The organism is Pseudomonas arvensis, from assembly GCF_056688935.1.
In genome coordinates, this window is the sequence record NZ_CP162038.1 from 529,023 (window position 1) to 549,678 (window position 20,656).

18 protein-coding genes are annotated in these 20,656 nt (G+C 61.9%); 16 read left to right on the forward strand and 2 right to left on the reverse strand.

From position 1 onward, the window contains the following. Positions 1-189: 189 nt before the first annotated feature. From AB3G88_RS02340 to AB3G88_RS02385, 10 genes are all read left to right on the forward strand, one after another. Positions 190-1,176 carry a sugar ABC transporter substrate-binding protein gene (locus AB3G88_RS02340; protein ID WP_480453050.1) on the forward strand — a complete coding sequence of 329 codons (987 nt, stop codon included), beginning with the start codon at positions 190-192 and terminating at the stop codon, positions 1,174-1,176. Then, on the forward strand, positions 1,176-2,699 hold the full coding sequence (locus AB3G88_RS02345; protein WP_480453052.1) for a sugar ABC transporter ATP-binding protein: 1,524 nt from the start codon (positions 1,176-1,178) through the stop codon (positions 2,697-2,699). Before AB3G88_RS02340 ends, AB3G88_RS02345 begins: the two co-directional genes overlap by 1 nt. Then, positions 2,692-3,642 carry an ABC transporter permease gene (locus tag AB3G88_RS02350; protein ID WP_480453054.1) on the forward strand — a complete coding sequence of 317 codons (951 nt, stop codon included), beginning with the start codon at positions 2,692-2,694 and terminating at the stop codon, positions 3,640-3,642. Before AB3G88_RS02345 ends, AB3G88_RS02350 begins: the two co-directional genes overlap by 8 nt. Continuing rightward, positions 3,639-4,565, forward strand: a complete 927-nt coding sequence (locus AB3G88_RS02355) for an ABC transporter permease (protein ID WP_099583719.1) — start codon at positions 3,639-3,641, stop codon at positions 4,563-4,565. Before AB3G88_RS02350 ends, AB3G88_RS02355 begins: the two co-directional genes overlap by 4 nt. Before the next feature lie 166 nt (positions 4,566-4,731). Continuing rightward, entirely contained in the window at positions 4,732-6,489 is a 1,758-nt protein-coding gene (locus AB3G88_RS02360) for a carbamoyltransferase family protein (protein ID WP_099583718.1), read from the forward strand. Continuing rightward, positions 6,473-7,603 carry a glycosyltransferase gene (locus AB3G88_RS02365; protein ID WP_112193094.1) on the forward strand — a complete coding sequence of 377 codons (1,131 nt, stop codon included), beginning with the start codon at positions 6,473-6,475 and terminating at the stop codon, positions 7,601-7,603. Before AB3G88_RS02360 ends, AB3G88_RS02365 begins: the two co-directional genes overlap by 17 nt. After that, a complete protein-coding gene (locus tag AB3G88_RS02370; RefSeq protein WP_158879093.1) occupies positions 7,603-8,499 on the forward strand; it encodes an antimicrobial resistance protein Mig-14 in 897 nt (298 codons plus the stop codon). Before AB3G88_RS02365 ends, AB3G88_RS02370 begins: the two co-directional genes overlap by 1 nt. After that, positions 8,496-9,893 (forward strand): PIG-L deacetylase family protein, encoded by a 1,398-nt coding sequence (locus AB3G88_RS02375; protein WP_112193096.1) that lies wholly within the window; start codon positions 8,496-8,498, stop codon positions 9,891-9,893. The genes AB3G88_RS02370 and AB3G88_RS02375 overlap by 4 nt, the downstream gene beginning before the upstream one ends. An 11-nt stretch (positions 9,894-9,904) precedes the next feature. Further along, entirely contained in the window at positions 9,905-10,861 is a 957-nt protein-coding gene (locus AB3G88_RS02380; protein ID WP_158879095.1) for a glycosyltransferase family protein, read from the forward strand. 48 nt (positions 10,862-10,909) lie between these two features. Continuing rightward, positions 10,910-12,007: a glycosyltransferase gene (locus AB3G88_RS02385; RefSeq protein ID WP_480453058.1), complete on the forward strand. Its 1,098-nt coding sequence runs from the start codon at positions 10,910-10,912 to the stop codon at positions 12,005-12,007. On the opposite strand, the gene AB3G88_RS02390 is transcribed toward AB3G88_RS02385, so the two are convergent. Beyond that, the gene (locus tag AB3G88_RS02390; protein WP_177411505.1) at positions 11,996-12,562 is read right to left on the reverse strand and encodes a BUD32 family EKC/KEOPS complex subunit; all 567 of its coding nucleotides are present in this window, start codon (positions 12,560-12,562) and stop codon (positions 11,996-11,998) included. The two genes, AB3G88_RS02385 and AB3G88_RS02390, sit on opposite strands and share 12 nt — an antisense overlap. A 148-nt stretch (positions 12,563-12,710) precedes the next feature. Between AB3G88_RS02390 and AB3G88_RS02395 the strand changes: the two genes are divergently transcribed. From AB3G88_RS02395 to AB3G88_RS02420, 6 genes are all read left to right on the forward strand, one after another. Next, positions 12,711-13,889, forward strand: coding sequence for an O-antigen ligase family protein (locus AB3G88_RS02395; protein ID WP_099583711.1), 1,179 nt, complete (start codon positions 12,711-12,713; stop codon positions 13,887-13,889). 9 nt (positions 13,890-13,898) lie between these two features. Then, positions 13,899-15,707: a lipid A export permease/ATP-binding protein MsbA gene (gene msbA, locus AB3G88_RS02400; RefSeq protein ID WP_099583710.1), complete on the forward strand. Its 1,809-nt coding sequence runs from the start codon at positions 13,899-13,901 to the stop codon at positions 15,705-15,707. Between the two features lie 153 nt (positions 15,708-15,860). After that, positions 15,861-16,565 (forward strand): sulfotransferase family 2 domain-containing protein, encoded by a 705-nt coding sequence (locus tag AB3G88_RS02405; RefSeq protein ID WP_250926000.1) that lies wholly within the window; start codon positions 15,861-15,863, stop codon positions 16,563-16,565. Beyond that, entirely contained in the window at positions 16,558-17,166 is a 609-nt protein-coding gene (gene cysC / locus AB3G88_RS02410) for an adenylyl-sulfate kinase (protein ID WP_099583708.1), read from the forward strand. Before AB3G88_RS02405 ends, cysC begins: the two co-directional genes overlap by 8 nt. 103 nt (positions 17,167-17,269) lie before the next feature. Beyond that, the gene (gene hldE / locus AB3G88_RS02415; RefSeq protein ID WP_480453061.1) at positions 17,270-18,694 is read left to right on the forward strand and encodes a bifunctional D-glycero-beta-D-manno-heptose-7-phosphate kinase/D-glycero-beta-D-manno-heptose 1-phosphate adenylyltransferase HldE; all 1,425 of its coding nucleotides are present in this window, start codon (positions 17,270-17,272) and stop codon (positions 18,692-18,694) included. Further along, the gene (locus AB3G88_RS02420; RefSeq protein ID WP_099583706.1) at positions 18,687-19,622 is read left to right on the forward strand and encodes a UDP-N-acetylglucosamine epimerase PgnE; all 936 of its coding nucleotides are present in this window, start codon (positions 18,687-18,689) and stop codon (positions 19,620-19,622) included. Before hldE ends, AB3G88_RS02420 begins: the two co-directional genes overlap by 8 nt. Positions 19,623-19,678: 56 nt before the next feature. Here AB3G88_RS02420 and AB3G88_RS02425 read toward each other — a convergent pair whose 3' ends face one another. Further along, positions 19,679-20,638, reverse strand: coding sequence for a metal ABC transporter ATPase (locus AB3G88_RS02425; protein WP_099583705.1), 960 nt, complete (start codon positions 20,636-20,638; stop codon positions 19,679-19,681). Positions 20,639-20,656 lie beyond the last annotated feature (18 nt).

Genomic DNA, 20,656 nt, shown 5'->3' on the forward strand with positions numbered 1-20,656 from the left:
AGTCAACTGACACGCTCACTGTAGATAGCTGTTGCCTGAGCAACAGCTATCGGACATTTCCTAGCTGAGAGCGACAGTCTGCTTTCACTCAAATTTTTCAGCCTATTGGTTTTAAAGGATAAAAACCCTGGCACGGCCTCTGCAATGCCTCCTGGTGAACCCTTTCACCAGCCGCACGCGGAGCCTTGTATGCCTTTGAGTCTTTCCTCGCTTTCCCGTCTGATCTGCCTCGGCGCCGCTGTGCTGCTGGGCCACGCCGCCGTCGTCCAGGCTGGCGAAGGCGATGACGCCGTGCCGTCCCTGGCCGGTAAGCGCATTGCGGTGAGCATGACTGGCACCAGTCACTATTTCGATATCAAGGCGTTCCAGGCCCAGGTGGATGAGATCAAGCGCCTGGGCGGTACGCCGATCACTCTCGACGCCGGGCGCAATGACAAGAATCTGGTGACCCAGCTGCAAACCGTGGTCACCCAGAAGCCCGACGCGGTGATCCAGACCCTCGGCACCCTCAGCGTGATCGACCCGTGGCTCAAGCGCATCAGCAAGGCCGGGATTCCGCTATTCACCATCGATGCGCCGTCGCAGTACAGCCTCAACAACACCACGTCCGACAACGTCGCCACCGGCAAGGCCCTGGCTGATCAACTGATCAAGGACGCCGGCGGCAAGGGCAAGATCCTGGTGTTCAATGGTTTCTATGGTGTGCCGGTGTGTGCGATTCGTTATGACCAGTTGAAGCTGGCGCTCAAGGATTACCCACAGCTGGAAATCATCCAGCCCGAGCTGCGTGATGTGATCCCCAATACCGTGCAGGACGCCTACTCCCAGGTGTCGGCGTTGCTCAACAAATACCCGCAGGGCAGTGTTTCGGCGATCTGGTCGGCCTGGGATATTCCGCAACTGGGCGCGAGCAAGGCGTTGATCGATGCCAAGCGCACCGAGATCAAGACCTATGGCGTCGACGGTACCCCCGAGGTCCTGGCGCTGCTCGGCCAGGCGAACTCGCCGGTGGGTGCGGTAGTCGCGCAGCAACCGGCGTTGATCGGCAAGACGGCCGTGCAGAATGTGGCGCGCTACCTGGCCGGGCAACGTGATCTGCCCAAGGAAACCCATGTCGCCACCTTGCTGACCACCGCCGGCAACCTGGCGCAGGTTCAACAGCTGCGGGGTGACTGATGGCCGCCTTGCACCTGCAACACCTGCGCAAGCGCTTTGGCGCTACCCAGGCGCTGGATGATGCGAGCCTCAAGGTCGAGCGCGGCAGCATCCATGGGCTGGTGGGCGAGAACGGCGCGGGCAAGTCGACCTTGATCAAGATCCTGGCCGGTATCCATACGGCCGACGCGGGGCAGGTGAGCATCGACGGCCAGGCCTATGCAGCGCTGTCGCCGCGCAAGGTGGACGCATTGGGCGTGCAGTTCATCCATCAGGAGCGCCTGCTGCCCGCCAGTTTTACCGTGGGCGAAGCGCTGTATTTCGGGCATGAGTTGCGCCGGGGTCCGTTTGTGGATCGGCGGCGGCAGCAGCGTGAGGCGCAGCGTCTGTTGGCGGAATACTTTGACCTGCAACTGCCTCCCGGCGCCTTGGTGGGCGACTTGAACAGCGCCGAGCGCCAGGTGCTGCAAATCACCCGGGCGCTGATTCGCCAACCGAAGATCCTGGTGTTCGACGAGCCCAGCGTGGCGCTGGTCAAGCGCGAGGTCGACCAGCTGCTGCGCATCGTCAAGCGCCTGCGCGACCAAGGGCTTTCGATCCTTTACATCTCTCATTACCTGCAGGAAATCGACAGCCTGTGCGACGACGTCACGGTGCTGCGCAACGGTCGGGATGTGGCGGTGGTGCAGCCACGGCACACGTCCAGCGCAGAGATTGCGCGGCTGATGGTCAACCGCGACGTGCAGGAGATGTACCCCAAGGCCAAGGTCGAGTTGGGCGCGCCGCTGTTGCAGGTGCGCGGGCTGAGTCTGGCGCGGCGTTATCGGCAGATTGACCTGCAGGTGCGGCGCGGTGAAATCGTTGGCCTCACCGGGCTGGTCGGCTCCGGCGCCAAGGAATTGTTCAAGACACTGTTCAGCGTCGAGCAGGCCGACAGCGGCAGTGTGCATCTGGACGGGCGCTTGCTGCGCCTGCGGTCACCCGGCCAGGCGATTGCCGACGGCATTGCGCTGGTGCCGGAGGAGCGGCGTAGCCAAGGCATCTCGCCGCTGCTGTCGGTGCTGGAAAACCTCACGCTGGCGGGGCTCGCGCGCTTCAGCCGCTGGGGCTTGCTGAACCGTGGCAACGAGCAGGCGGAAACTGCGCGCTTGATTGAGGAACTGGCGATCAAGACGCCGGGGCCTGACGCCGCCGTCAGCCAGTTGAGCGGCGGTAACCAGCAGAAGGTTGCCCTGGGTAAATGGCTCAGCCGTCGCTCGGCGGTGTACTTGCTGGACGAGCCCTGTGTGGGCGTGGATGTGGGCGCCAAGGTGGAAATCTATCGGCTGATTGGGCGCCTGGTGGAAGAGGGCGCAGCGGTGTTGGTGCTGTCATCGGACTTGCCGGAATTGCTGGGGATCAGTGATCGGATCCTGGTGCTGCATCGCGGCGAGATTGCCGGTGAGTTCCGTGCGGGGGAGGTCGACAGCGATCAGTTGCTCGCCTGTGCAACGGGCGCCGTGCCCACGGCAGCTGTGCGGGCGAGGGAGGTCGAGCATGCTTGAGGTCATACTGCGGCGGGGTTCGGCGGGCGTATTCCTGGTGATTCTGCTGGGGTTTGCCCTGGCGGCGCCGGGGTTTGTGTCGCCGGGCAACCTGGCCAATGTGTTCAGTCAATCGGCGATTCTCGGCGTGTTGGCCTTCGGGCTGACCTGCGTGATTATCGGCGGCGGCTCGAATGTGCTGGCCGGTGGGCTCGACCTTTCGCTGGCGGCCAATCTGGGGCTGTGCGCAGCGGTGTTCAGCCGCCTTAACAATGCCGGGCTGGAGCTGGGGCTCACCCTGCTGTTGACCTTGGGCTGTGGCCTGACAGTCGGCCTGTTCAATGGCTTGGCCGTGGTGGTGCTGCGTCTGCCGCCGCTGCTGGCCACCCTGGCGAGCATGAATGTGCTGGCGGGGCTGGAGTTGGTGCTGACGGAAAATACCGTGGTTTCCACCGACTCACCGCTGCTGGACGTGCTCAGCGGCGGCAGTTGGCTGGCGGTGCCCGCCCTGGCCTGGGTGTTGCTGCTGACGGCGGGGTTGCTGACCTTGTTGGTCCAGCATTCGGCCTACGGCCTGCGCCTGCACGCGGTGGGTGAATATCCCCAGGCGGCGCAGGCGGCGGGCATTCGCGTGCGCGCTTATGGGGTGTCGAGTTATGCGCTGTCGGGCCTGTGCGCCGGAGTGGCTGCGTTGTGTTCGGCGGCGTTTTTCAGCGGCAGCACTACGGGCTCCGGCGACATGCTGCTGTCGGTGGTGGCGATTGCCTTTCTCGGCGTGGTGTTTTCCCGCCGGCTGGTGGCAAGTATTCCTGGGACGTTGTTGGCGGCGTTGCTGATCGGTTTTCTGATCAACGGCTTTCAGTTGCTCAACCTGTCGAACTTCTGGGTCAACGGTGTGCAAGGTGTGCTGATCCTGCTGGTGGTGGCCGCGTCCAGCGCATTGAATCGGGGAGCCGGCTCATGAACCCGCGCGCCTTGCTGCCGCTGACATTGCCGCTGGTATTTGCGTTGATCGTGCTGGTGTTTGCTGTTCAGGCACCGGGCTTCCTGAGCGGTGGCAACCTGAAAAGCCTGGTGCTGAATAACTTTGTGCTGCTGGCCATTGTTGCCATCGGCATGACGTACGCGGTGGCGGCGGGCGGCATCGACCTGTCGGTGGGCACCGCGCTGGATTTCGCCAGTTTCAGTTTTGTGGTGCTGCTCAATGGCGGGCATGGCTGGGCCGTTGCCGCGACCGGTGCGTTGATCGCGGCGCTGTTGGTCGGCGTGCTGAATGCCGGGTTGATCGCCGGGCTGCGGATCAGTCCATTTCTTGCCACCTTGGGCACACTGTTTATCGGCACCAGCGCCCAGCAATTGCTCTCGGACGGCGGCCAGCCCATCTACATCAGCCAGGGGTTGAAGCCGGAACTGAGCGGCCTTGCGCCCTTGCTGATCGTGCTGGGGCTGGCGTTGTTCTACGGCTTGGCGTTGGCACGCGGACGCCTGGGTCGTGAACTCCTGGCCCAAGGCACCCAGCCGCTGCTGGCGTATTACTCAGGGTTGTCGGTGCAGCGGATTGTCAGCGTCGTGGCCCTGGCGACTGCCCTGGCCTGCGGGGTGGCGGGGGTGTTGCTCAGTTCGACGGTCAGCGCCTACGTGCCGTTGTCGGGCAATGCCTTTTTGCTCAATGCCATCGGCGCGGTCTTTATCGGCACCACCTTGAGCCGGCAGGGCCGGGCGAACATTCCAGGAACCCTGCTGGGCGTGCTGTTTATCAACGTCATCGCCAACGGCCTGCTGTTGATCGGCTGGAACTTCTACTGGCAGCAAGTGGCGACCGGCGTGCTGATCTTTATCGTGCTGAGCTTCAGTTTTGCCAGTCGGCGAATGTTGGAGCGCAACTAGCCGGCGCTCAGCAGGGTGGTCGACCTCCGCTAACCGCTCGTCGCTAACAGCTTCCTGCTGCTTTTACGCTATAATCCCGCCCTTTAGCTGTTTCCTGCCCAGGCAGGAAGCACACTTTTTTCAGGCGCCACCCGCCTGCATGCAGACTAAAAGAGGCTAGACCCCTGTGGCATTGACGATTCTTGGCCTGTCCGGCGCCCTTAGCCATGATCCTTCCGCAGCCTTGTATATCGACGGCAAGCTGATCGCGGCCGCCGAAGAAGAGCGCTTCGTACGCGACAAACATGCAAAGAACCGCATGCCCTACGAATCGGCGAAGTTCTGCCTGGAACAGGCCGGTATCAAGCCTTCCGATGTTGACGTGGTAGCGATTCCGTTCGCCCCGATCAGCCTGTTCGGCGAGGCGCGCTGGCACTATGCCAAGCGGTACTGGTACGCCCCGGACCGCGCACTTGACGCGATCCTGATGGGCAACCGTCGCTACAAGCGCTATCGCAACAAGATCGTCTGGTGCCTGGAGCAACTGGGCTTCGATCCGAAGAAAATCAAGATCGAACCGGTTGAACACCACCTGGCCCACGCTTCCAGCGCTTACCACTGCTCCGGTTTTCAAGAAAAAACCGCGATCCTGGGGATCGACGGCAAGGGTGAATACGCCACCACGTTCTTCGGCTACGGCGAAAACGGCAAGATCCACAAGATCAAGGAATTCTACGACCCGGATTCCCTCGGCGGCCTGTATGGCGCGATCACCGAGTTCCTCGGCTTCGAGATGCTCGACGGTGAGTTCAAGGTCATGGGCATGGCGCCGTACGGCGATGCCAGCAAATACGACTTCTCGCGCCTGGCCTCCTTTGAGAACGGCGAGTTGGTGATCAATACCGACTACGCCAACGTCATCGGCCTGCGCCGGTATAAAGAGAAGGGCAAGGGCTTCTACTTCTCGCCAAAACTGATCGAGTGGCTGGGTCCCAAGCGTGAAGGCGACATCGCTGACGAACCGTACATCCACTACGCCGCGAGCATGCAAGCGCTGTTCGAAAAACTGGCCTTGCAGATGATCGACCATTACCTGGGCGACATTCTCAAGGACACCGGCAAGCTGGCCTTCGCCGGCGGCTGTGCGCTGAACGTCAAGCTGAACCAGAAGATCATTGCCCGCGACGACGTGAAAGAGTTGTTTGTGCAGCCGGCGTCCGGCGATGCCGGTACGGCAGTTGGCGCCGCCGCCTACGTGTCCCACGCCCGCGGTGTGCCGGTGGAGAAGATGGAACACGTCTACCTCGGCCCGTCCTACAGCAACGAAGACGTAATTGCGGCGTGTGCCAAGCACGAGAGCAAGCCGGTGTGGCGCAAGATCGACAACATGCCCCAGCGCATTGCCAAGATCATGGTCGACGGCAACCCGGTGGCCTGGTTCCAGGGCCGCATGGAGTTTGGCCCGCGTGCGTTGGGCGGTCGTTCGATCATCGGTTGCCCAAGTGCTACCGGCGTGGCTGACCGTATCAACCACCAGATCAAGTTCCGCGAGCGCTGGAGGCCTTTCTGCCCGTCGATGCTCGACACCGTGGCCCCGCAGATGATCAAGGTCGATCACCCGGCGCCGTTCATGACCTTCACCTTTGAAGTCTCGGAAGAGTGGAAAACTCGCGTGCCGGAAGTAGTCCATGAAGATGGCACCTCCCGCGCCCAGGTGCTCAAGCGCGAGTACAACCCGCGCTACTACGACATGATGAAAGAGCTCGAAGTGCTGACCGGCAACGGCGTGTCCCTGAACACCTCGCTCAACCGTCGTGGCGAAGCGATGATCTGCTCGCCGAAGGACGCGCTGGACATGTTCTTCGGCTCCGACCTGCAATACCTGATCATGGAAGACATCCTGGTCGTCAAAGACGGCGTGGACCCTTATGACGCGCTCGGCTGATCGCCACGTCCTGCAGTTCTGCCACGGCTACTACGGGCCGTTCCTGGATTGCGCGCGGCAGTACGCGAGCCTGTTCGCTGGCTCCGGCTACAAGGTGACCACGGTGTTTCTCACCGGGGTCGCCGATCCGCAGGTGGCTGCCGAGTGTGCGTCGGACGAAGTATTGTTCATGGAATTCAGCTCCAGGGCCGTTCGCGGCCTGAAGCTGGGTGCGATCCGTGAACTGCGCAAGATCGCCGCGTCGCGCAACTTCAGCTTTTGTATCGCGCACCGCTTCAAGCCGACCTACATCGCCTTGCTCGGTACGCGGCTGCCGGTGATCGGCGTGCATCACGCCTTTGGTGATTATCAGCGTCAAAGCCGCACACTGTTCGCCGGGTTCTTCCGCAAGCGCCTGAGTTTGCTGGGGGTTTCCGACGCCGTGCGTGACGACCTGCGCCGCAGTCTGCCGGGCTGGCCCGCAGCGCGTATCCAGACCTTGTACAACCGTATCGACGTCGACGCGTTGCAGGCCATTCAGGTGCCGGCCGATGAGGCACGCGATGCCCTGGGCTTGTCGCCGGATGAATGGGTGGTCGGCAATGTCGGCCGTCTGCACGCAGACAAAGACCAGGCCACGCTGCTCAAGGGCTTTGCCCTGGCGTTGCCGCACTTGCCGGCCCAGAGCCGTTTGGCGATTCTCGGCAGCGGCCGCCTGGAGCAAAGCCTCAAGGACCTGGCGCACGAACTGGGGGTTGCCCAGCAGGTGCTGTTTCTCGGCCAGGTGCCGGATGCACGCCGGTATTTCCGTGCGTTCGACGTGTTTGCCCTGAGCTCCGATCACGAGCCGTTCGGCATGGTGCTGCTGGAAGCCATGGCGGCCGGTGTACCGTTGCTGGCCACGGCCTGTGGCGGTGCGAAGGAAGTGGTCGAAGGCGTCGGTATTCTGTTCCCCTTCGGCGACGCCGAACACCTCGCCCAGGGGTTGCGCCATTTGGCCGCGATGGATCACCACCAGCAACGGCAGTGCGCCGAGATGATGCTGGAACGCCTGCGCACGCATTTCTCGGATCAGGCGGTACGCGATACCTTCTGGCAATTGCCGCACGTTATTGAACTGACCGCGGGGGCCTGATGCTCAATCGATTCCAAGGCTGGCGCGAGCGAGGCTGGTCCGTCGTCGACGCGCCTGCCTATAGCGAAGCCTGGCAACGTTTTGGCGGCAGCGTCGCGACGCATCCCCAAGTGATCGAACGCCTGGCCGGGCTGGCCGATATTCCGGTGCGCTACCTGGCCTGGGAGCAGGGCGGTGAAACGCAGGCGTGCATCGCCACCTGGGGCCGCGACCTGGCGTTGTCCAAGGACGTACTCAAGCAAAAAGGCAAGAAAGGCCTGTTTGACTTGGGTAACGCCGAGTTGATCCTGCCCGCCGCCGCGAATGCCCAGGCGCCGTTGCGCCACCGCGCGCGCTACCTGTCGGCCCTGAACGAAGGCCGTTTCAGCGGCCTCAAGCCTCAGGCCGAGCAGTTGGCCATGGCCCGCACCCCGGAAGAACTGTCGAAGAAATTCCGCTACAACCAGCGCCGCGAACTGCGTTTGCTCGAAGAGGCGGGTGGTGTCGTGCGCCCGGTCAGTGAGTTTTCCAGCCAGGAACTGGCCGCGATCTACTGCGATCTGTTCCTGCGCCGCTGGGGGTTTGTCGCCACCGGTGCCGAGCGCATGGCTGAAGTGATCGAGCTGCTGCGCGAGTGGCTGATTGGCTCGGTGATTTTCCTCAACGATGCGCCCATCGCGGTCCAGTTGGTGTACCGGGTCGAGTCGCCCGAGTGGATCAGCGTGGAGTACGTCAACGGCGGTGTCGACCCTGAGACCCGTGCGTTCAGCCCGGGCAGCGTCCTGAGTTTCCTCAACACCCAGAGCGCCTGGGAGCAGGCACGCGAAGTCGGCAAGCCGCTGCGCTTTTCCTTCGGGCGTGCCGACCGCGAGTACAAAGACCGTTGGTGTAACCCTGTGCCGGTGCTGACCGTATGACCCGCAAACAGCAATTGCTCAAGCGTCATCGGCGCAACAAGCGGGTTGCCCTGCTGATCGGCCTGTTGCTGCTGGTGGTGATCGGCGTCTGGGTCGCCTGGTGGTTGCCGTTGTTACTCGGCGTGCTGGCCTGGGTCGCCCATGAGGCCTGGTTTGCCGACCATTTGTTTTATGCTCCCGGCGAAGACTATCAATACCGGTTCTCGGCGGATGCCGAGGTGGCGGGAGTGCGCCTCGACGGCGCGCAACTGCGGGTTGATTCGCCCCTGCAGGCCGATGCGACCCTGGTGTTGGCCATCAAGGTCAAGAGCAGTTGGCTGGGGCGTTTTCTGGATCCGGGTATTGAGATTTCGGGCGCTGACGGCGCTGATCGACAGGTTTTCGAGCGGGGGGTGAACGGGGTTCGTTATCTCAACCTCAGTGGCCTGGCGCCTGCCCTGGCGGCAGGTGAGCTGCGTCTGCGCGGGCATTTTTGCACCTTGCACGGCGCGCCCCGGTTGTGGGCCTGGGTCGATCCGGATTATTCAGAGCAGCGGGTGATGGTCATCGCGCCCCATGCCGATGACGCCGAGCTGGCTGCTTTTGGCTTGTATAGCCAGGCTGAAAAACCATGGATCGTAACCCTTACGGCCGGTGAAATCGAAGCCGAGCATTATCAGCAAATGGGCCTGGACCCGGTCGACGCCTCGCGCATCAAAGGCCGCCTGCGCGCCTGGGATAGCATCGCCGTGCCGCTTTGGGCGGGTGTGCCGCAGGCCCATTGCGTGCAGTTGGGCTACTTCTGCCTGCAATTGCCGGCGATGCGCGCGACGCCTGATCAGCCAGTGGCTTCGCGCGAAGCGCAGCTGTCGGATATCCGCCTGTTTCGCCAATTCAATCCGTTCCCGTTACCGGCGGATGTCGACGGCCTGCCGACCTGGAACAACCTGTTGGCCGATCTGCGCCAGTTGCTGCTGACGGCGCGTCCCGAAGTGATCGTGTTGCCGCATCCGGTGCTCGACCCGCACCCAGACCATATTTGCGCGCAGCAGGCGGTGGTCGAGGCGTTGCAAGGCTTGGAATGGCAACCGACCATTATCCTGGGCTACGCCAACCATCTGCATGACAACGACCGCTGGCCCATGGGTGACGCGGGCGCCGGGATTGCCTTGCCGCCGCTGTTCGACGACACGCTTGAGCTGCGCCCATGTAGCTTGCCGCTGTCGTTGGCGCAGCAGCGCGACAAAGCCATGGCGCTTGGCATGATGCATGACCTGCAACCCGCACCGCCGTTCAAGCGTCGGGTGCGCCGCTGGCTCCAGCGGGTGCTGGCGGGCCGTGCGCGGTCGCCTTATGGCGAGAACGAGTTTTTCCGCAAGGCCGTACGACGGCATGAGTTGTTCTGGCGTTTGTGAAAGGAAAGGTCATGAAAGTTTTGTTTCTGGTACAGAAAGAACAGCGCGCGATTCTGGATCGCTTGTACGAAGGCATTGCCGAGCACTGCGAGTGTGATACCCGCTGGCTGAGCAGCGATGAGCAGCGCAACCTGCGCGGTTACTTCAAGCGCGAAGTCGACGTGACCCGCTATGACCGCATCGTCTTCTTCCTGCGCTTCAAGCAGGAAATCCGCCAGGCCGGGTTTATCCGTACGATCCCGAACCTGGTGATCCTCGAACACGACGCCTACCAGAACTACATCCCCTGCAAATACACCGGCAAGTTCAGTGCGCACTACCGCCGCTTGCCGTGGGCGCGGGTGATCAGCTCCGGCTACAGCGTGGCCGAGCGCTTGCGTGCCGAAGGCTTTGATGCGGTGTTCGTGCCCAAAGGCTACGACCAGGCGTTGTTGCAGCACCAGGGGCTGGAGCGCGACATCGAGCTGGCATTTGTCGGCAGCACCAACAGCGTGGCCTATAGCGGCCGTAAGGCGCTGCTTGATGAGTTGGCCCGCGTTGAGCCGCTGGTGGTCACGCGCACCAAATCGGGTGAGGAATACTGCGCGACGCTTAACCGAATTCGCTTTTTCGTCAGTGCCGATGTGGGCATGGGCGAGTACATGATCAAGAACTTCGAGGCCATGGCCTGTGGCTGTGTGCTGCTGGCGTTTGACCAAGGGGCTGCGGAAAACGAAGCCCTTGGGTTCAAGGACATGGTCAATGTGGTGTTCTACAAGGACATTCCACAGTTGCAGGAAAAGCTCTCGCAGCTGCGCGCCGACCCGCAACTGGCGGCAGAAATCGCGCGCAACGGGCAAGAGCTTGCCGTCAGCCAGTTCAGCTTTGCGCGCATCGGCCAGCGTATTGTCGAAGAGCTCCAGCCGCCCTTGCGGCCTCGTGCGCCGTTGAACTGGCTGGAGCGGTTGCGCCTGAAACTCGGTGTTTGATCCGCGAAGCACAAAGAGCCACACCCACACCGCATAAGGTTTTTTTCGATGAGCATTCTCAACATCATGTGGGCCGGTGGTTCTGCATTTGCCTCGGTGCAGAAGGTGCATCAGCAGATACTGTCCCATACTGACAGCGGCGCTCCCGTTCACCACTGGCTGCTTCAGGGCAGTGCGACCGGCAGCGATGGCCTAGTCGAGGGTGCTGTGGAGTGGAATCTGTCTTCTGCAAAGCTCAAGGGCCGGCACCTGTGGAAGTGGTTGATGCCGTGGATGCATGCACGCTTTCGCAAGGCCTTGCCCGACGATCTGCAGGTGGTGCTCCTTGACGGGATCGGCGTCGCCCGTGTGTTCTTGCCCGTGCTCAAGCACTTGCCGCATGTGCGCGCCGTGGTGATTTTCCATGGTGCCACGCGTTTGCGCGGTGCGGATCAACAGTTGTTCGACTCGTTTCCTGCATCGCAACTCACGGTGACGGCAGTGTCGCAGACCCTCGCCGGTTCGCTGGAGCGTGACCTCAAGCGACCTGTGGTTGTGCTGCGCAGTGCTTTCGACCCTGTGGTTTTTCGTGCTGCGGTGCTTTCCCGTGAACAGGCTCGCTCCCGCCTGGGCCTGTCGTTAGAGGCCGCGCCGGCGATAGGTGCGGTCGGTCGACTGGTCGATGGCAAGGGGTTTGCCTGCTTGGTGGACGCCTTTGCCACTGCGACGGCTGATCAGCCGGATGCGCGCCTGGTGATTATCGGCGAAGGGCCCGCGAGACCTGGGCTTGAGGCGCGTATCGAGGCGCTTGGCGTGCGCGACAAAGTGTCCTTGCCGGGGCATCTGCCCGAGGCGGCGAGCCTTTATCGGGCGTTTGACTGGGTGGCCATTCCTTCGAAGGAAGAGGGCTTGGGGCTGATCGTGCAAGAGGCGGTGATGGCCGGCGTGCCCGTGTTGACCAGCGAGTTGGCGGTGTTCCGCGAGCAGTTGGGGGATTGCGGTTGGTACGCGCCTGCAGACGATGCCGCGTCCTGGAGTGACCTCCTGACGCGTGCGCTCGCGAGTTCCGCTGAGGAGGTCGTCGAGGCTCAGTCGCGGGCACTGGCACCGGAGCAAGCCTGGAGTGATTTCACTGAAACCACCCGACGGCTGTTTTCATGCCGCTAGCAGGGCGTGCTCCAGTGCTTGCATTGGAAAGCGTTCGTTCAGGTTCTCACGCGCAATATAACGTGCGAAGTGTTGCAGGTTGCGCCGAGCCAGTTCCGGGTTCAACGGCGCGCGCAGGAAGCGCATATCGGCCACGTCGATCAGGCCCATTTCATTGTCGGGTGTGACGACAATATTGCCCAAATGTAACGAACGGAAGTAAATGCCCGCGTCATGCAGGCGACGAATAAGGGCCACCAGCGGGTCGAGGTTCGCTTGCCAATCAAAGCCTTCGCGGTTGGAGATCTGGCGCAGTGTCTCGCCCGGCAACGGACGGTACAGCACGGCAGTCATGCCGGGCGCCGTCAGTTGAAAGAACGCGAGTACGCTCAAGGTGGGGATACCACGCTGCTGCAGTTGCGCCACATTGTCGATAAACCGCTTGGAGTACGGGCGAAACAACGCAGAGGAGAACAGGCGTTTGCGGCGAAACAGTTTGAGGATATTCCCGTCGGTCAGCAGGTAGACTTTGGGGCCGTAGCTGTCCTTCTCCAGGATTTTGGCACCTTCAATCATCGCGGTTAAATCGGCCTGGGGGAGCCTTGAACATTGCATCGTCGGAAAGCCTTGTGGGAGTCGCGGGCACAGTGGTCGGTAATAATGCCGAAAGTTTTGGGTTTTAACCATGCCGGGTTGGCGGGTTGAACGTATTCAGGAGCGGGTGATGCAAGCAAGTCGTTGGGCGCAGGTATGGATGATTTTGGGGTTACTTTGGTTTTTGCTGGCAGTTGCCTTCGCGCCGACCAATAAGATTTATCAACAAGGCTTGACGCTGTTCCTGTGGTTGCCGGCAATGGTGTTTGCCTGGGCGGCGCGTGAGCGTCTCAAGGAGGTCTGGCACGAACAGCGCTGGATCTGCCTGATGATTGCCGCGCTTGCTGTCTGGGGCGCGATCAGCCTGTTGTGGACCAACGCCGAAGACCCGTCCCGCGAGGCCAAGCGCCTGCTGTATATCGGCGTGTTCCTGCTGTTTTTCCCGGTGTTTGCGTGTGGTCAACCCGAGCGCGTCATTCGCGTGATGCAATGGGGTGGCTTCGGGCTGGCATTGTCGTCGCTGCTTGCAATCATCAAATTCTATGGCATTGAGCATAATAGCTGGACGGCGCGTCTGGCCGGCTTGGGCCAATTGTCCCACCCCATCCTGGGCGCCTACGTGATCGGCTTGGCGGCCGTCTGGCTGTTGCACTGGGTTCCCCGTGGGCGCTGGATGCAAGTGGGTTGGGTGCTGGCGGTTGGGTTCCTCGGGCTGTTCGTGGTGTTGAGCCAAAGCCGTGGCGCCGCGCTGGCGTTGCTGCTGACAGTGGTGGCGATGCCTGCCTGGTGCCGTGACCGGCGTACCGCCGTGATTGCCATTGGCGCAGTGGTGGCGGCCCTGGCGGTGTTCTTCGCCATGCAATCGCTGATGCTGGCCCGTGGTGTGTCCTACCGCCCGCAGATTTTCATGGCGGCCGTGCAAATGATCAGCGAGCGCCCTTGGACCGGCCTCGGGCTGGGCGGCGACTACAAGATATTTGCCGATAACCTCTTTTTTGACCACTCCCATAACCTGTTCACCCATGTGAGCATCGAGTTGGGCCTGCCGGGTCTGCTGCTGTGGTGCGGCCTGTGGTTCGGTGTGCTGTGGCAAGCCTGGAAGGCCCGCGACACCCTCTACGGCAAGGGCGTCATCGGCATGTGGGTGTTTTCGTTCCTGGCCATGCAGTTCGACGCCGCCAGCCTGACGGGCACGCCGCGTGCCGAGTGGTTCATTTCCTGGCTGCCGATTGCGCTGGCCAGTGTTTTGGTCTGGGCTCGGGCCAAACCCGACGCGTGTGATAAAGTTCGCGTCCTACCCAATCAGTGAGCTCGACACATGAGTGACGCACCGCCCAAAGCGGACCAGGAATCCAGCCTGAAAATCTATTTCCGGCTGCTGGGCTATGTGAAACCGTACCTCGGCATGTTCCTGCTGAGTATCGTGGGCTTCGTGATTTTTGCTTCGACCCAGCCAATGCTCGCCGGGATTCTCAAGTACTTCGTGGATGGCTTGAGCAATCCCGATGTGGTGTTTTTGCCCAAGGTCCCGTTTTTCAAGGACCTGAAGTTGCTGATGGCCGTGCCGCTGCTGATCATCCTGATCGCCGCGTGGCAAGGCCTCGGCTCTTTCCTGGGTAACTACTACCTGGCCAAGGTTTCCCTGGGGCTGGTGCATGACCTGCGGGTCCAGCTGTTCAACAAGCTGTTGGTGCTGCCTAATCGCTATTTCGATACCCATAACTCGGGGCACCTGATTTCCCGCATCACCTTCAACGTGACCATGGTCACCGGCGCGGCCACGGATGCGATCAAAGTCGTGATCCGCGAAGGCCTTACGGTGGTGTTCCTGTTCGGCTACCTGCTGTGGATGAACTGGAAACTGACCCTGGTGATGCTGGCAATCCTGCCGTTGATCGCAATCATGGTCGGCAGCACCAGCAAGAAATTCCGCAAGCAGAGCAAGAAGATCCAGGTGGCGATGGGCGACGTGACCCACGTCGCCTCCGAGACAATCCAGGGTTACCGCGTGGTGCGCAGCTTCGGCGGCGAAGACTACGAGCAGCGCCGCTTTGCCGCCGCCAGCCAGGGCAACACCGACAAGCAACTGAGCATGAACAAGACCGGCGCGGTCTACACGCCGATGCTGCAACTGGTGATCTACACGGCCATGGCCGCGTTGATGTTCCTGGTGCTGCTGTTGCGCGGTGAGGCGACGGCAGGTGATCTCGTGGCCTACATAACGGCGGCGGGCCTGCTGCCCAAGCCGATCCGCCAGCTGTCGGAAGTCAGCTCGACGATCCAGAAAGGTGTGGCCGGCGCAGAAAGCATCTTTGAACAACTGGATGAAGTGCCTGAAGTCGACGGCGGTACCGTGGAGCGTGATCGCGTCAGCGGTCGCCTGGACGTGCGCAACCTGAGCTTCACTTACCCAGGCACCGAGCGCGAAGTGCTCAAGAACATCAGCTTCAGCGCAGCGCCTGGGCAGATGATCGCCCTGGTCGGACGCTCAGGCAGCGGCAAGTCGACACTGGCCGCCCTGATTCCGCGTTTCTACCATCATGAAACCGGGGAAATCCTGCTGGACGAAGTCGAGATCGAAGACTATCGCCTGCGCAACCTGCGCCGCCATGTGGCCCAGGTTACCCAGCATGTGACCCTGTTCAACGATACCGTGGCCAATAACATCGCCTACGGCGACCTGGCCGACGCGCCGCGTGCCGACATCGAAAAAGCAGCGGCCGATGCCTACGCCATGGACTTCATCGCGGAGCTGCCCAAAGGCCTGGACACCGAAGTCGGTGAAAACGGCGTGCTGCTTTCCGGTGGCCAGCGCCAGCGCCTGGCGATTGCCCGGGCCCTGCTGAAAAATGCCCCGCTGCTGATCCTGGATGAAGCGACCTCGGCGCTGGATACCGAGTCCGAGCGGCATATCCAAGCCGCACTGGATAAGGTCATGAAAGGCCGCACCACCCTGGTGATCGCACACCGTTTGTCGACCATCGAAAAGGCCGACCTGATTCTGGTAATGGACCACGGCGAAATTGTCGAGCGTGGTACGCATGTCGAACTGCTGGCCAAGGGCGGCTATTACTCGCGCCTGCACGCCATGGGGCTGGACGAGCCGGTCGCGAACAACATCACCTGAACCAACGGGGCGCGCAATGCGCCCCGCTGTTTGTATCAAGACCCTTACAGGGCTTGACCAAAGCCAAATAATTCACTGCCTGTCGTTTGTTATGTTGGCCTTCTCGATTCGAATGACGAACGAGAGGGCTAACCTTCTTGCGTGGGTAATGGAATGTTGCAACGTCTGTTGTGGAAACTGCTTCCCAAACCCCAGAGGGTGTTCTTGCTGGGGCGGTTGTCGGTGGTGGATCGCCAGGCCGTCAATAAATCCCTGTCGGGGGTGACCACCCTTAATCCGGCTTTCGAACAGCACAATTGTGTGTTTATCCATGTGCCCAAGTGCGCCGGCAGCAGCGTGTGCTCGGCACTTCTCGATGGGCGCTGGCCGGGGCACCTGCCGTATTACTGGTATGAGCAACAGTTTCCCCAACACTGCGAGCGCAGTTTCAAATTCGCCTTCGTGCGTGACCCGCTGGAGCGTGCCTACTCGGCCTACAACTACCTACGCAGTAACCACATGGGCGCCCGCGATCTGCAAGCCCAGGCGCTGGTCAGCCACTACCGCGACTTCGACCATTTTGTGGCCGGCTGGCTGCACCCGGACAACCTGCGCCGCCAACTGCATTTCGCACCCCAGACCGACTTTCTGGTCGATCACCTGGGCCAAATGGCCATGGATTTTCTCGGGCGCCAGGAATCCCTGGAGCAAGATTTCCAGCACCTGTGCGAGCGCCTTGGCGTGACCTCATCGCTGCCACATCTGAATGTTTCACTGGGGCGGCGAAGCGAGCCGGTGAGAGCGTTTTGCTCCGTGCGCACGCGCCGTTTGGTCAAGCGCGCCTATCAGCGTGATTACGAGGTGTTGGGTTATGAATAAGCAGTCGCTGGCCAGAGATGCCGCTGCCATCCGTCCCTTTGCCTTGTCGTTGTCGGCGACCGCACGGGCGGCGCTCAAGCATCAACAACCGTGCTGCCTGTGGTTGACGGGGTTGTCCGGGTCCGGCAAATCGACCCTGGCCAATGCCCTGGAGGTGCAACTCAATGAGCAGGGGCGGCACACTTTTGTGCTTGATGGCGACAATTTGCGCTCGGGCCTGTGCAATGACCTGGGCATGAGCGATGCGGCGCGCAAGGAAAATATCCGGCGCATCGGCGAAGTGGCGCGCTTGATGGTGGACGCGGGATTGATTGTGATTGTGTCAGCAATCTCGCCGTTCAGCGTCGACCGCGCGACCGCCAGGGCACTGTTCGGGCCGGGGCAGTTCTTTGAGGTTTACGTCAGCACGCCGTTCGACGTATGTGCACGGCGTGACCCCAAAGGTTTGTACCGTGCGGCGCTGGATGGGCGTATCAAAGCGTTCACCGGTCTGGACAGCCCCTACGAGGCCCCTCGGCAGGCCGACTGCGAAATCAACACCGATGAGGTTGAACTGGACGAAGCGGTGGCGCGTATTCTGGCGATTTTGTATAAAAATTAACCAGTTTTGGCGCGTGATGCGGTGCGGATAAAGCTCTCGAACTAGGCGGCGCTCACCCTGTGCTAATATCGCGCCCCTGTTCATTTTGTATGTGGGTTGCTCCATGAAGTTGTCCATGCCGCGATTCGATCAAGCCCCTGTCTTGGTGGTCGGCGATGTCATGCTCGACCGTTACTGGCATGGTGGTACCTCACGGATTTCCCCTGAGGCGCCGGTACCGGTAGTCAAGGTCGAGCAAATCGAAGACCGTCCAGGTGGCGCTGCCAACGTTGCCCTCAATATTGCCGCCCTCGGCGCCCCGGCCTCCCTGGTGGGTGTGACCGGCGACGACGAAGCCGCCGACAGCCTGGCCAACAGCCTGCGCGGTGCCGGCGTGCGTGCGCTGTTCCAGCGCATCGCCTATCAGCCGACCATCGTCAAGCTGCGGGTCATGAGCCGTCACCAGCAATTGCTGCGTATCGATTTTGAAGAACCCTTCGCCACCGACGCTTTGGCCCTCAGCGGCCAGGTCGACGAATTGCTCGAAGGCGTCAAAGTGCTGGTCTTGTCCGACTACGGCAAAGGCGCACTGAAGAACCATCAGGTACTGATCCAGGCCGCCAAGGCCAAGGGTATTCCGGTCCTGGCCGATCCCAAGGGCAAGGACTTCTCGATTTATCGGGGCGCCAGCCTGATCACGCCGAACCTCAGCGAGTTCGAAGCCATCGTCGGCGGTTGCGCCGACGAGCACGAACTGGTCACCAAAGGCGCGGCGCTCATGGCCGATCTCGACCTCGGCGCCTTGCTGGTGACCCGTGGCGAGCACGGCATGACCCTGCTGCGTCCCGGCCACCCGGCGATGCACCTGCCGGCGCGGGCCCGTGAAGTGTTCGACGTCACCGGCGCCGGCGACACGGTGATTTCCACCCTGGCCGCCTCCATCGCGGCCGGCGAAGAACTGCCCCACGCCGTGGCCCTGGCCAACCTGGCGGCGGGCATCGTGGTCGGCAAGTTGGGTACCGCTGCGATCAGCGCACCTGAACTGCGCCGTGCCATCCAGCGCTCCGAGGGCTCGGAGCGCGGTGTGCTGACCATCGAGCAATTGCTGCTGGCAATTGACGATGCGCGTGCGCACAACGAAAGCATTGTGTTCACCAACGGCTGCTTCGACATCCTGCACGCCGGCCACGTGACTTACCTGGAGCAGGCCCGCGCCCAAGGCGACCGCCTGATCGTGGCGGTCAACGACGACGCATCGGTCAGCCGCCTGAAAGGCCCTGGCCGTCCGATCAACAGCGTCGACCGGCGCATGGCCGTACTGGCCGGGTTGGGCGCAGTGGACTGGGTGATCAGCTTCCCTGAAGCGACCCCGGAAAACCTGCTGGCCCAGGTCAAGCCGGACGTGCTGGTCAAGGGCGGCGACTATTCCGTCGACCAGGTGGTCGGTGCCGATATCGTCAGCGCTTATGGCGGCACGGTCAAAGTACTGGGCCTGGTCGAGAACAGCTCGACCACGGCGATTGTCGAGAAGATTCGCAACAATGAGTAAGGCTGATCCGATGGTCCTGATCACGGGGGGCGCGGGCTTTATTGGCTCGCATCTCGTCGATGCCTTGCTTGCCAAAGGCTACGCAGTGCGTGTGCTGGACAACCTGTCCACAGGCAAACGCAGCAACCTGCCGCTGGGCAACCCGCGTGTCGAGTTGCTCGAAGGGGATGTCGCCGATGCCGCGCTGGTGGCGCGTGCCGCGGTTGGCGCGACGGCGGTGGTGCACCTGGCGGCGGTGGCGTCCGTGCAGGCCTCGGTGGATGATCCGGTGAGTACGCACCAGAGCAATTTCGTCGGCACCCTGAATGTCTGCGAAGCCATGCGCCAGGCCGGGGTCAAGCGTGTGGTGTTTGCGTCCAGCGCGGCGGTGTATGGCAACAACGGCGAGGGTGCTTCGATTGACGAAGAGACCACCAAGGCGCCGTTGACGCCCTACGCGTCCGACAAGCTGGCTGGCGAGCAGTACTTTGATTTCTATCGCCGCCAGCATGGTCTGGAGCCGGTGATCTTCCGCTTCTTCAATATCTTCGGTCCGCGTCAGGACCCGTCGTCGCCTTACTCCGGCGTGATCAGTATCTTCAGCGAGCGTGCCCAGCAGGGTTTGCCGATTGCCGTGTTTGGCGATGGCGAGCAGACCCGCGACTTCATGTACGTGGAAGACCTGGTGGATGTTTTGGTGCAGGCCATCGAAGCGCCGGACGCACCTTTGGGGGCCATTAACGTGGGTTGGAACCGTACCACCACCCTCAAGCAAGTGCTGCAGGCGCTGGAAGAGGCGGTGGGCAGTTTGCCGGCTGTGACCTACGGGCCTGCGCGGTCAGGGGATATCCGGCATTCGCGGGCGAATAACCAGCGGTTGTTGGCGAGTTTCAAATTGCCCGAGCCGACCCCGTTGAAAGTCGGCCTCCAGCGACTAATCAACGGCTAAATGCTATCAGCTGTGGGAGGGTGCTTACCCCCTCCCACAGTTGGATTGCAGCTCACTCAGCCCTTGGCTTTCTTCTTCGGCACGATCTTGCGCAGCACTCGCCGCGCCAATCCCTTCAGCTTCGATTCTTTCTCCGGCTCCGCCAGGCCTTGCTGCCTGAGCCAATCCTTCCAGCGAATGCGCTCTTCACGCACCAGCCAGCCTTCCTGTTGGGCGAAGCTTTCTGCCAGGTACAAGCCCCGTGTGCTCGCCGGGTACAGCTGGTCTTTTTTTACGGTGTACAGCTCGGGAAGGGGCTGGCCGTCTTTGAGGGGCATCAGGTACAGGTCCGGACGCTTGCGGTCCAGGCGTGCTACCAACTGGTCGCCTTCCAGGCGCTCATCCACGTGGAACAGGCTCAGGGACTTGGCTTCCTTTGGCACTTCCAGGCGCAGGTCGTAGATCAATTGCAGCGACGCCGTGGGCAAATGCACATAGGCCCGTGGGCGTTCGATCAACTGGGTGGTGGCGCAACGCACCGGGCGCGCCGCGCCGGACAGCGGGCTGAGGCGAAACGGCAGCGCTTCGCGGTAATGCAGGGCGGCGGAGTAGGGGGCGGGTAGCCAGGTATCGTTGAAGCGCCCGCCGAGCCAGCCTTCGGGCGTTTCCAGCAGGCATTCTTCGGCAATTTCCTGGATGGCCGTATGCAGCGGCAGGTTCAGTTCATGGGCCGGGACATAGCCGGAGATCAGCTTGAGCACCACGTCGCCACGGTCCTGGCGACGCTGGCGCACCAGCACCCAGTAATCGCGGTTTTGCCAGTGCAGTGTCAGGCGTACCGAGACGCCGAGGTTGGCCAGTTCCAGTGCGAAACGTTCCGGGTCTGCCACCTCCACCGGCTTGCGCCGTTGCAGGGTCTGGGCGAAGTTGAGCGGCATGCCCACGCTCTGGTAGCTCAGGCCTTCGGGGGTGGCTTCGACGTGCAGCGGCAGTGTTTTAAAGTTGCTGGGGTTTTTTCTTATGAGCGTTCGCGGCATGTCGGCTCCTTTTTGCGA